At 39.2% G+C, this 12,791-nt stretch carries 11 protein-coding genes; 6 read left to right on the forward strand and 5 right to left on the reverse strand.

The window, feature by feature from the left end; genetic code table 11:
* Positions 1-69: 69 nt before the first annotated feature.
* From H5200_RS00315 to H5200_RS00335, 5 genes are all read left to right on the forward strand, one after another.
* Positions 70-1,950: a methyl-accepting chemotaxis protein gene (locus H5200_RS00315; RefSeq protein ID WP_182760690.1), complete on the forward strand. Its 1,881-nt coding sequence runs from the start codon at positions 70-72 to the stop codon at positions 1,948-1,950.
* Between the two features lie 391 nt (positions 1,951-2,341).
* On the forward strand, positions 2,342-3,418 hold the full coding sequence (locus tag H5200_RS00320; protein ID WP_182760691.1) for a dsDNA nuclease domain-containing protein: 1,077 nt from the start codon (positions 2,342-2,344) through the stop codon (positions 3,416-3,418).
* The gene (locus H5200_RS00325) at positions 3,411-5,156 is read left to right on the forward strand and encodes an AAA family ATPase (RefSeq protein WP_182760692.1); all 1,746 of its coding nucleotides are present in this window, start codon (positions 3,411-3,413) and stop codon (positions 5,154-5,156) included. Before H5200_RS00320 ends, H5200_RS00325 begins: the two co-directional genes overlap by 8 nt.
* Before the next feature lie 393 nt (positions 5,157-5,549).
* Positions 5,550-6,272 carry a hypothetical protein gene (locus H5200_RS00330; protein WP_182760693.1) on the forward strand — a complete coding sequence of 241 codons (723 nt, stop codon included), beginning with the start codon at positions 5,550-5,552 and terminating at the stop codon, positions 6,270-6,272.
* A 76-nt stretch (positions 6,273-6,348) separates the two neighbouring features.
* Entirely contained in the window at positions 6,349-6,789 is a 441-nt protein-coding gene (locus tag H5200_RS00335) for a hypothetical protein (RefSeq protein ID WP_182760694.1), read from the forward strand.
* A gap of 278 nt (positions 6,790-7,067) precedes the next feature.
* On the opposite strand, the gene H5200_RS00340 is transcribed toward H5200_RS00335, so the two are convergent.
* The 5 genes from H5200_RS00340 to priA all read right to left on the reverse strand — a co-directional run bounded on the left by H5200_RS00340 (position 7,068) and on the right by priA (position 12,188).
* Positions 7,068-7,442: a gamma-butyrobetaine hydroxylase-like domain-containing protein gene (locus tag H5200_RS00340; protein ID WP_182760695.1), complete on the reverse strand. Its 375-nt coding sequence runs from the start codon at positions 7,440-7,442 to the stop codon at positions 7,068-7,070.
* A gap of 68 nt (positions 7,443-7,510) precedes the next feature.
* Positions 7,511-8,839, reverse strand: a complete 1,329-nt coding sequence (hslU, locus tag H5200_RS00345) for an HslU--HslV peptidase ATPase subunit (RefSeq protein WP_182717691.1) — start codon at positions 8,837-8,839, stop codon at positions 7,511-7,513.
* Positions 8,840-8,850: 11 nt separating this feature from the next.
* On the reverse strand, positions 8,851-9,369 hold the full coding sequence (hslV, locus tag H5200_RS00350; protein WP_145238496.1) for an ATP-dependent protease subunit HslV: 519 nt from the start codon (positions 9,367-9,369) through the stop codon (positions 8,851-8,853).
* 80 nt (positions 9,370-9,449) lie between these two features.
* Positions 9,450-9,980, reverse strand: coding sequence for an SPOR domain-containing protein (locus H5200_RS00355; RefSeq protein ID WP_149982624.1), 531 nt, complete (start codon positions 9,978-9,980; stop codon positions 9,450-9,452).
* A 21-nt stretch (positions 9,981-10,001) separates the two neighbouring features.
* Entirely contained in the window at positions 10,002-12,188 is a 2,187-nt protein-coding gene (gene priA / locus H5200_RS00360; protein WP_149982625.1) for a primosomal protein N', read from the reverse strand.
* A 233-nt stretch (positions 12,189-12,421) separates the two neighbouring features.
* Here priA and rpmE point away from each other — a divergent pair, with 233 nt between their 5' ends.
* Entirely contained in the window at positions 12,422-12,634 is a 213-nt protein-coding gene (gene rpmE, locus H5200_RS00365) for a 50S ribosomal protein L31 (protein ID WP_145238505.1), read from the forward strand.
* Positions 12,635-12,791: the final 157 nt, after the last annotated feature.

The raw sequence follows: 12,791 nt of genomic DNA on the forward strand, positions 1-12,791 counted from the left end.
TAATGTAAGCCAATTGTTAGTTATTTAACTATACTATCTTGCAGTGATTTATTTTATAGGCTGTTGTTAATGAGTTTACTCCAAAATTTGACTATTAAACGTCGTTTACAAGTCAATGCATTAGTTGTTGGTCTCGCTATGGTCGTTATGTTGTGCGTCATTATCTATGAGGCACGCATTATGCTGAAACTAAATGAAACGATTCAGTATGCTGAAGAGCTTGATATACACGAACTGTCAATGCGTAAGTACGAAAAAGACTTTTTGTTTTATAAGCAAGAAGGCAGCTTAGAGTTATTCGATCAAGAATATGAGCAGCTACAGGTTAAAATAAAAATGTTGGCTAAGTTATCAGCCGAGCTTGATATTGCCACTGCGCAAGTCGAGCAATTTGTAGCACTTGCTAAGCAGTATAATGACGACTTTCAAAAAGTTGTAAAATTACAAAAGAAAATTGGTTTGCACCCTAAAGATGCGCTTTATGGCGAACTACGAGATGCTGTACATCAAATGGAAACGCTGTTAAATAAGCAAGATAACTATCATTTACTCACTTTGATGTTGCAGCTTAGACGCTCTGAAAAAGATTTTATGCTGCGTTTTGACCTAAAATATTTAACTCGTTTTGAAGACGGCGTATCGCAGCTAGAACGTCAAATTCGCAACGAAAACTTGGCTTCAAGTGACCAGTCTGAGCTGTTACGTTTACTTGCAATTTATAAAAGTAAGTTTAAGTCGTTAGTTGATGCGCAAGTTGCATTAGGTCTGGATTTAGGTTCAGGTGCACTTGGTAAAATGAGAGACAGCGTTAAACAAAGTGATGATTTAGTCACTTTAATTACGACTGCAACGAAACAACAAGTTGAGTCTACTGCTGCACAAGCACAAATGATCGCTATCGCAATTTTTATTGTTGCCAGCTTACTGGTGATGATTTTGGTGTACTTTACAAGTCGTTCGATTATCGTCCCAATTGAACGGGTGTATCACACCATCAATGAAATTCGTCGCAACAATGATTTACGACTTGTTATAGAACACAGTGGTAAAGATGAAGTAACCACCATGACAATTGATTTTAATAGTCTTATAAGTGACTTCAAAAAACTCATTTACGAAGTAAATACAGCTTTAACGACTTTAAATATTGCTACCGATCACTTATCGGAGACTACTGCTGCAACCAGCTCGGGCATGCAAGAGCAGTTGCATGAAGCTGATATGGTTGCAACCGCCGCGACGGAAATGCAAGCCACCATTCAAGACATTTCTCATAATACCGAGGCCGCAGCCAAAAAAGCAGAATCAACTAATCAAAGTGCTCAACAGGGGCGCAAAGAAGTTGAAGCAACGGTTAAGCAGATCAATCAATTATCCGATTCACTGGGTAATGCCACTACCGTAGTATCACAGCTTGAAAAAGACGGTGAAACCATTGGCTCAGTATTGGATGTTATTCGTGGTATTGCTGAACAAACTAATTTACTAGCACTCAATGCCGCAATCGAAGCTGCGCGCGCCGGAGAGCAAGGCCGTGGCTTTGCTGTTGTTGCTGATGAAGTGCGTTCACTTGCACAGCGTACTCAAGAGTCAACCAAAGAGATTGAGAGCATTATCTCGATTTTACAAGGGCGTACTCAAGAAGTCGTAAGCATAATGCAACGATGCCGAACACAAGGCGGCGAAAGCGCAGCACAAGCAACAAAAGCGGGTGAACTTCTGAACTCTATTACCGAAGATGTGCAAACTATTATGGAAATGAGCACGCATATTGCCACCGCAATTGACGAGCAAAGCCAAGTTGCTTCTGAGGTGAATAAAAACGTCGTGCGTATTCGTGATATCGCCGAAGATGCCTCAGCTCATTCATCAAAAAATGCACAAACTAGCGAAGAGGTATCAGAGCAAGCAAGAGTGCTTTACGCCGCGATAGATAAGTTTAAGGTTTAATATTAGGTGCTAGGTTCTAGGATTTAGGTTCTAGGAGTTAGTTGAGCTTTAAGCGCTAAGCCATAAGTTTTAAGCAGCCCTGAGTTGTTTGAAAGTTATGGCTTTTTTGTTTGGATAATTAAATAAGCGCCGCGCCTCTGAGCCTCTTTGTAAATATTTCAATTAAAGATCTTTTGCACAAAGAGAAGGGAATGAGAAGTAAATGAGGGAAACTTAGCGCTTAGTATTTTAGTTATTTAATTACTTGTTTACAAAAGTAATTATTGGTGGAATTATCAGAGTATGTAATATACACCGTTTTGTTTTGATATAAATCACTCAAATGGTGTTCTATAAGCTGTTACTGAAATTGTAAAAATAACGAATCAAAAAATAATCATGGAAGTACATTATGATAAGTAGTAATTCAGGTGTAGAAGGTGGCTCTGGCTATTCGTTTCAGCGTTGCTGTGTTGTTTTTCTATTATTTGAAGGCTATGAAGAATTAAACATAGAGAACTACTTTATTTGCTTAGAGCACCATGAAGATTTTCTATTCGCATTTTTAGATGAAAATCGGCATTTAAAAAAAATTGATACATACCAAGCAAAAAAATCAAGAGATGATTGGAAAACAGATAATGATCTTTGCGAAATAATTGGAAAAATGACAATGGTTGGTAAAGAGCTTATCAATGATCCTCACGACAAATCTAATGATTACCAGCATACGCTAAACTTTCTTACAAATCGGAATATATTGTTATCAAGTAAAAAAGAAAAAGATGTCAAACAAGATAAAATCAAAGTTCAAGTTTCGAATCGACGTAAAAAATACTCTGATTTAACAAACAAAATTAAAGAAAATATTGAACCAAGAATTTGCCAGTCAATACTTGAAAGAACTCAATTAAAGAATGTTCATTTTCACTATATTGATTTTGCTCAAAGTTACCAAAGCTGGCAAAGAGCGCTAAAAGGTTTATCTATAGAGCACTTTGGTCAGGAGGTGAATGATCATGAGGCTGTTATTTCATCATTAATGCGATTATTAGAGGATGCAGAGCAAACATACAATGATGACAATAAAGTGCTTTTGTCTGACCTAACCAAAAGAGTAACGAAAGACAAGATAAATGAAACTTTCAATATGTTCACTGAAAGTAAAAAGTCTTTTGATTTTTGGAGGAAGTATTCGGAACAAATCTCAACTGAGTTGAAATTAAAACTTCCAATACGACGAAGAGCAAAAGAACTGCTTGAAAATTGTTTTGATTATTTTAAGGATATTCAACAAGTTGAATATCGTAAGATTTACAGGTTTGTTGAAACTAGAACAGATATTGATGAGAAGCACATCAGTGAAGCTGATTGTATTGTGGATTTATATCACAGTTATCAAGAAGAATTCCAACCTAGATTAGAAAACTACATGGTGTCATTCGCTGTAATTGCAGCATATGTAGAGACAAGAGGGATGTATGTCTAAATTAATTTTAAAAAGTTTACTGGTTTATTCTCCCAATGGCGAGAAAGGTTTTCATACTGAATTTAGTGAGTCAGTAAATATTATTCACGGGCGAAATACATCTGGGAAAAGTACACTTATTCAATCAGTTATTTATTCCATGGGTATAAATGACTCAAAAGAGAATTTGAATGATATTAACAGTGATGATGTGTTTTTTAGACTTGATTGCGCTCTAGAAAAAGCTGAGGAAACTTGTAAGTTGGTATTTGTAAGGTCTGATGATACGTTAGTTTTACAAAAAGGAAGTGAACCTCCTATTAGATTTGATGGTATTAATAGTAACAATTCTTTTGAGTACGGAAGATATAAAGAACTTTTATCAAAATTAATTGGATTTGATTTAGTCCTACAAAAGCAATCTGAGTTAATTGGTGCGCCGTTAGAAGCAGCGCTATTGCCTTATTATATATCTCAATCTGTAGGGTGGGTTTATATACGTGAATCAATTGGAGATTATAGGTTTTATAAGGATTTCAAATTTGATTATTTAGATTACTATTGTGGTATTGAGAGTGGTCACGAAAGAATCAATAAATATAACCTTGAAAAAGAGAAAAAAGAATTAAGCTTTGAGTTGAAGCAACTTGATTCTTATGAAGCTAAAAATGAAGAGTTGAAAGTATCAAAGTTACTTGATCAGCGATTTAAAGGTGAGGCTGAAAACTACCTAGAAGGCTATCAAAGTTTAAACAAAAACTTGTCAGATAAAGAAGCAGAACATACGAAATTATGCAATAAAATTAGTATGCTAAGAGGTAGGCAAAAGGTTTTATCTCAAATAATAACCAACATAAAAAATCAAAAGCCAAAAGTTGATCAGTGCCCCACGTGTGACCAAAACCTACCGGGTGATTTGAAAGAGTTTTATAGCTACAGCCAAGACATTAACGATGCCTTAAAGGAAAAGGACAGGGTAAAAGAACACATTAAAAGCAACGCTGCGAAGTTGAACTCGGTTGAAAAACTTATAACTTCTTTAAGAATTAAAATAGAGAAGGATTATGAGGTTTTACGACGTTTAAGATCGGATAATATTACATTTGATTCTTGGCTGAATCATAATGCTAACTTAAAAATGTTAAAAAACATTTCTATAAAAAAAGAAGTATGTGAAAAAAGAATTAACGGAATTAATATTGATATAGATAAGCTTGGAAACGGTGTTGATATTGACTCCTTGAGAAAAATTAAGGAAAGAGAGTTCCTTTCTATATTTAAACGTAAGGTTTCAGCGTTAGGTGTTAAATTACCAAAAGAAGCCAAATATCAGGCTCTGTATTCTTTAAATTCATTCCCGTATCAGGGCGTAGAGCTACACCAGTTGTTAATGGCTTATAACTTCTCGTTCTACGAAATGGTCATGAAAAACTCTACTATTCATAGCTTTCCATTTCTTCTTGATGCGGTTTTTAAAGAAGATATTGATTCTGAGAGCAGAAGTAATATTTTCAAGTTTCTTTCTCATGAAACTAAATCCAGTGGGCAAGTTGTTTTTTCTGTCGCTGAGTACAAAGGAGATGAAACTTCATCTAACCCCCTTTTTAATGTTGAAGCCATTAAAAACCAATTTTTTCCAAAAGATACAAAATTAATATGCATTGGAGATAGTAAATCAAAAAGGGCATTTCTATCCAATACAGCTTTGATCGATAGTATATTAATTCACGATACAATGAACTTGTTAGAAGTTGTCTGATACTAAGTTCCAATACGCAAGCTAATCGGGTAGCCGGAGGTCTCCTCCAGCCCCGACACTACCCATCATGCCCTTTTTTTAACAGGAAGTGCAATGGGCGGTTCATCTCCCGTAATGAATATTGATCTAAATATCTCTTAATGACGCTAAACCTTGTGAAGCTAAATAGTCATTGCCGTCATTGGCACATTCTTAATCTACGATGGATCCAGTGATCTAAATCCACCGTTAGCTAATTCAAATAAAGATCTAAATAGACAGCACAATGGAGCGACGACAGCTTTTTATTGAATCAAAATAGTAACTCGGCTATGGTTAAACCATCAATAAAAATAAATAAAAACGAGTCATTCTTCAGGCTAGTTAAGCTTTGGGCCCAGTTATGGAATATAAATGAGTGAAGATATTAAGTCTGAAGAAGCTTTGGCTTTATTAATTGAGCTGATTTCTGCTGGTGCGTCTATTGCAGATAGTTTTCTTCAGTATGTTGAAGATCAAAAGATAGAAACTTTGCAATTATCTAATGGAATCAATATTAGATATCGTGAACGCTGGGAGTTTGCTGCTGAGAACGGGTGGTTCATAAATTGGTTCGTATCAACGGAGTTAGAGACTATTGTTCAGGAGGGGAAGGACGCTTTAGATACTTACATGATAGATAGTATTAATGAATACTATCAGCAGATCCATAAAAAGGTAGTGACTCTTTATCCAAAAAGAAAGCATATTATTGATGTTGCCTTCACTCTACATAGTGAAGGTAATTTCATTGCTGCAATACCTCTATTCCTATCTCAAAGCGATGGTATTTGTTCGGAAAATTTAGGCAGCTATTTGTTTACTGAAAATGATAAGCGAAAGGATAATATTTCTAAAAAGATCGAAGACCCGAGTGATATATCAGATGATGTGTATTGGTCTCAAGTTCTTACAAAAACGCAATTTTCGGAAAGTATTGGTAAGTCAAACAATAAGTACAAAGAAAAAGCACCTAATCGTAGTGGTATTCTTCATGGGTCTCGGAAGCATCTAGATTACGGTTCAGAAATTAACTCATTAAAATGTATAAGTTTGTTAGCTCATATCGCACACATTATTGAGTTTACAGATAGATAAGTATAAAGAGCGTGCAATCTGACTTCGCAAACTGGCGGCTGTTTGCGACATTGGTAATTTTCATTAGGAGATGGCGATGTTCATATTTAATAATATCCACGACCGAAAATATAGAAAAGTCTTTTCCAATTACGAAAATGTAATCTTTGATTTGTCCTTGACCCAGATTAATAATGCCAACAATATTGATTGGGGAAATATCAAAGAAGGTGACTTAGCTTGTGTTGTTACAAGTAGTAGAAAAGTAAGCACAATATACAAAGTATTAGATATTGTTCATTGTGGCGAAGTTGAGGGGGAAGATGGTGATTTATATTTGCTGAGAGGGAAAGTCGCTGCTAAGTTTGAAAGTCAGTTGGATATGACAGCACTTCTTAATAAGTTTAAAGTAGTACATCCTAAACTTCCGGATAACAAGTTTTCAATTGGTTTTAATGTTGCTAATCTTGGGGATCAATTAGACTCAATTCAAGTTAAAGTAGGGCAAGCGAAGGTTAGTCTTTCCGAATTGAGGTAAAAAATTGTATAACAAGAGAATAAAGCTCCCACCATTTGCTATTGGCACGCACGCGACGGTCAGATTTGATTGAATCTCATCTGTTCAGACTATTTAGGGCTTATTAAAACCTAAAATCTAAAACCTAGTTACCTAGCACCTTCTCGTTACGCTTCGCTACACTCAACCAGAATGACATAGTTAACTTTAACGCCGAGCTGCGCTAACTTTCACCTTGAACCTTTTAACTCGCTAACTATACTCTCGCAAACTCGCAAACTCGCAAACTCGCAAACTCGCTAAGGCACAAACTTGATCGGTACGCTGTCTTTATTGGCTTGATGTTCTGCGATGCGTTGTTGGTAGGTTTGCCATAAATCGTCATGTTGGGCTTGTAGGTGGCTGAAGTATGCCCAGCTAAATAAACCGCTGTTGTGGCCATCGTCAAAGTCTAAACGCAGTGCGTAGTGGCCGACTGGCTCGATGTTTTTGATGCTAACCTGCGATTTACCGAGTGCCAATTTCATTGGTTCGTTACCATGGCCTTGTACTTCGGCAGACGGTGAATGAACACGTAAAAACTCACTACTAAAAGTACAGTGGGTGTCATCGTCAAAATAGACATCAAGGGTTTTGCTAACGGTATGATGATGTACCTTGATCACTTGCTTCATTGTTATGCCTGTGTATTGAGCCTAGAACCAAGAACTTAGAGCCTGGGCCCTAAGTTCTAGTTTTAAAATTAAAGAATAAAGCGACTTAGGTCTTCATCTTCCACCAGTGCACCTAAATGCTTCTCAACATAGGCGGCATCAATGACTAAACTGGTGCCAGCTTGCTCTGATGCATCATAGGAAATTTCTTCCATCAGTTTTTCCATTACCGTATGTAGGCGACGTGCACCAATGTTTTCGGTTTTTTCATTAACTTGCCATGCCGCTTTGGCAATGCGCTCGATGGCGTCATCGCTAAACTCTACACTTACTTGCTCTGTTTTAAGTAGTGCATGTTGTTGCTCGGTCAGTGAGGCATGTGGTTCGGTTAAAATACGTTTAAAGTCGTCAGCGGTTAATGCTTCAAGCTCTACACGAATAGGTAAGCGACCTTGTAGCTCTGGGATCATGTCAGATGGTTTTGCCATTTGGAATGCGCCAGAGGCAATAAACAACATATGGTCAGTTTTCACCATGCCATGCTTAGTGCTCACGGTTGAGCCCTCAATCAGTGGCAGTAAGTCACGCTGTACGCCTTCACGGCTTACATCTGGACCTGATGATTCACCGCGTTTACAGATTTTGTCTATCTCGTCGATAAACACAATACCGTTTTGTTCGGCTGCGAAGATTGCTTGCTCTTTTAGCTCTTCAGGGTTTACTAATTTAGAGGCTTCTTCTTCAACCAATAATTTAAACGCTTCTTTAATTTTAAGTTTGCGTTTAGTGCGCTTGTCACCCGCCATATTTTGGAACATGCCTTGCAGCTGGTTGGTCATTTCTTCCATACCAGGTGGTGCCATGATCTCAACATTTGGTTGTGCTTGGGCTAAATCAATATCAATTTCTTTATCGTCTAATTGACCTTCGCGTAATTTTTTACGGAAAATCTGACGCGTTGAAGATCCTTCATCGCGTTGGCTTTCACCAGACGAATCTTTAGCAGGAGTCAGTAGTGCATCTAAAATACGTTCTTCGGCAGCTTCTTCTGCGCGATGTTTGAATTTTTTAGTTTGTTGTTCACGGGTCATTTTGATTGATACATCAACCAAGTCGCGAATGATGGTTTCAACCTCTTTACCAACATAGCCCACTTCAGTGAACTTAGTCGCTTCGACTTTAATGAAAGGCGCGTTGGCAAGTTTTGCTAAACGACGGGCAATTTCAGTTTTACCAACACCGGTTGGACCGATCATCAGGATATTCTTCGGCGTTACTTCAGCGCGAAGATCTTCATCTAGTTGCATGCGGCGCCAGCGATTACGAAGGGCAATAGCCACTGCTTTTTTTGCTTTTGCTTGACCAATTATATGCAGGTCAAGTTCATGAACGATTTCTCTGGGAGTCATATCAGACATAGCAGTTCCTATTACAATTCTTCGATGGTTTGAAAGTTATTTGTGAATACACAAATGTTGCCGGCAATTGTCAGGCTTTTTTCAACAATTTCGCGGGCGCTTAAATCGGTGTTTTCAAGTAGGGCAGTTGCAGCTGATTGGGCAAAGTTACCACCACTACCAATGGCAATTAAATCATTTTCAGGCTGCACAACATCACCGTTACCAGTAATTATCAGTGAGGCTGTGGAGTCGGCAACAGCAAGCAATGCTTCAAGTTTGCGCAAGGCGCGATCGCTACGCCAATCTTTAGCCATTTCAACAGCGGCTTTGGTTAGATTGCCTTGGTGCATTTCAAGCTTGCTTTCAAAACGTTCGAACAGGGTGAAGGCATCAGCAGTGCCGCCAGCAAAACCGGCGATCACTTTGCCATTATAAAGGCGTCGAACTTTGCGGGCGTTGCCCTTCATTACGGTGTTACCAAGTGAAACTTGGCCATCGCCACCAATGACGACTTTATCGCCGCGACGTACACTTACAATAGTGGTCATGTTATTCCTCATCATCGAGTCGCAGGGGCGACTCGTTAAAAGCGATTGATGATGAGTTAATATGGGTTAATGGGCTAAAATCAAGTCCAATTCCAAATTCCGCAACCAGTTATTTTGCTACGCTTTAGTTTGTTTTTATCACTTTCGGCTAAACGTTTGGTTTTATAAGGACCTAAACGCACTTTATACCAGACACCGTTAGTGCCGGTTGTTTCACGAATTTCGGCGATTAATCCGGCAAATGCAATTTTAGCTTTTAAGGTTTCTGCTTGGCCATGGGTTCTGAATGAGCCGCATTGCATTACATAAGGGCCTTTTTGTTCAAGCTCTCTTACTTCAACTTGAATTTCATGCTCTTTGATTTCTTTTATGAATTCAGGAGGGCGTGGTTTAGGCAACTCTTGTTGCACTTTTGCAGGTGTTGGGTTTGCTTGTTGTTCAACCAGCTTTGGATCTGCATTGGTTTTGACATACCATAAACCAAAACTAAAACCGCCAACAAGTAGCACGGTAACCAGTACTAATAAAACGGGGAATGGTTTTTTCGGTGGCGCTGTTTTTTTGCTATTACGGTTGCCCGGTTTTTTATTAATAAAATCGTGTTGTGCCATGGTGGTATTGGGCTTCTAACCTTAAATCATATCTATTGGATCTACATCTAAGCTCCATCGCACCTTTTGCGCTAATTTACTGGTACTTAAGTAGTCTACCATTTGCGCGAGATATTGGTGTAATAGAGGGCGTTCGAGCGCTTGAATATGCAATTGAAAGCGATATTTCCCTGCAATTCGCTCGAGCGGTGCAGGGATCGGACCTAACAATTGTATACCAGTTAGACCTTGGACTGGAACTAAATCTGTTAAAAAATCGACCACTTGCTTTATGTTGTGACCTTCGGCGCGGACAATCGCCATATTAGTTATTGGTGGTAGCTGTGCGTCATCGCGCTCTTGCAGTGCAAAACGGGCGAAATCTTGATAACCATTATTGACTAAATCTTGTAATAAAGGATGCTCGGGAAAGTGAGTTTGCAATAATACATGACCAGGTTCGCCACTGCGCCCAGCACGGCCAGCCACCTGAGTAACCAATTGTGCTAAATGCTCTGTGGCGCGAAAGTCGCACGAGTACAAGCCGCCGTCGACATCAAGGATCAATACTAAGCTCACATCAGCAAAGTGATGACCTTTGGCAAGCATTTGGGTGCCAACTAAAATCCGTGCACCGCCTTGGTTTATATCGTCTAGGGCTTTTTCTAAACTGCCTTTACGACGCGTTGAGTCGCGGTCAATCCGGCTAATCGGGGTATCAGGAAACTCGGTTGTTAAAAACTCTTCTATTTGTTCGGTGCCTTTGCCGTTAGGAAATATTTGTGTACTACCACAGTCTGGACACTGATGCGGCACGCGTTCTTGCTCACCGCAGTGATGGCAAATCATCTGGCCGATGGCCTTGTGAAAAGTCGCACTGGTGCTGCAACGTGTGCACTCACTTAACCAACCACATTCATGGCAAATCAGGGTAGGCGAAAAACCGCGACGGTTTAGAAATACCATCACTTGTTTGCCTCGTTTTAAATGCTGACGCATAGTGGCAAGACTGGCATGGGCTATACCAGCTTGATCCGGCTGGCCTTTCATATCAATCAGCTGAAATTTATTGTCGGTACTGGTTTGCGCACGTTGCGTTAGGCTCAGCAGTTGGTATTTATTATGAATTGCCTTATGCAAGGTTTCGAGCGCCGGGGTTGCTGAGCCTAAGATCAGCGGTATTTTATGTTGAAAAGCGCGGTATGCGGCTAAATCACGGGCATGGTAACGTAAGGTATCTTGTTGTTTAAATGAACCGTCATGTTCTTCATCAACAATGATCATACCAAGCTTTAAAAATGGTAAAAAGATACTCGAACGTGTACCAATCACAATTGCGCAACTGGCTTTTTCACAAAAGCGCCAAGTTTGTAAGCGTTCGTTATCGGTCAGTGCTGAATGCCACAGCATAATCGGCGTATCAGGAAAGCGACGACGAAATCGATTAACCGTTTGTGGCGTAAGGCCAATTTCAGGCACTAGTACGAGTGCTTGTTCACCGCGTTTTAAAACCTCTTCAAGGCATTGTAAGTAAACCTCGGTTTTACCACTGCCAGTAACACCTTCTAGTAAAAAGCTATTGAAACCGACCGCTTGATTAATGGTGGTACAGGCTACTGCTTGCTCTTTATTTAGAGTCGGCTTAGTGCCTACGGTGGGAAGTTGTTGTTGCCATTGGTTGTCGTGTTCAATCGTTTGGCTGATCAGCTCTTTGTTAAGTAAGCTGTCGATAGTTTTTTTACTAAACCCCAGCGCTTTTAATTCTGTAAGTGATGATTTACCCGAATCTGCCAGTTGTTTGAGTAAGCTTAGTTGGCTCTTTGCTTTTAAAGACGGTAATTTAGCGCCTTTTTCAGTAAGTGCCACCATACTAATACTGCTTTTATCTGGGCACAGTCCTTGACGCAGCGCGCCAGGCAGGGCGATATGAATTGTTTCACCTAGTGGGTAGCAATAATAGCGCGCAGTAAAACGCAATAATTCGATATGTCGCTCTGATAAAACGGCTTCATCATCAATCACTTCAAGCACTGCTTTAAGTTTATTAACCGGCACATCGGTGTTGGTTTTTAGCGCCAGTACGACCGCAACTTTGCGCTGATTACCAAATGGCACCCATACCCGCGCACCGACTTTAGGCATCACCGATAAACCATCGAGTTGCTCTGGAATGCGATAATCAAAGGTGCGATGCAACGGTACTTTTATAGCAACTTCAACAAAACTCATAACAACCCAAACAAGAACGAATAAGGGAGTTAATGTACTAAAATTATGGCTGAAAACCTACCTGCAAATACCTTCTTTAAAACTTTTGTTCATTTTATTAGCAAAAACGACATTTAAAGCTTGTAGCAAGTGGGGTTGTTGCTTAGAATACGCGTCCTAAATAATTTGTTTTAACGACGTATGGTGCCAGACTCCGGGTTTGGAGAGCGATGCGGCCTTAACTAGAGGTTTCTATGAAAGAAGGTATTCACCCTAAGTACGAAGTAATTTCAGCATCATGTTCATGTGGAAATAAATTCGAAACTCGTTCTACTCTGTGTAAAGACATTCACTTAGACGTATGTTCTGCGTGTCACCCGTTTTACACTGGTAAGCAAAAAGTTTTAGACACAGGTGGCCGTGTTGATCGCTTTAACAAGCGTTTCGGTTCACTTAGCAGCAAGTAATTCTTGTTGTTTTGTCGGAAAAAGCACCTTAGGGTGCTTTTTTTTATGCCTGCTATTTATTAAAAACACCGCCTTTTAGTCTTTATTTCTTGCTCTAGTGCTCCAGCTTTACGCATTCATTATGTTGTGACTATTTCCCACTTTTATATCCAGTATA

The sequence above is a fragment of the Pseudoalteromonas sp. SG43-7 genome (assembly GCF_014164295.1).
Lineage (GTDB): Bacteria > Pseudomonadota > Gammaproteobacteria > Enterobacterales > Alteromonadaceae > Pseudoalteromonas > Pseudoalteromonas rhizosphaerae.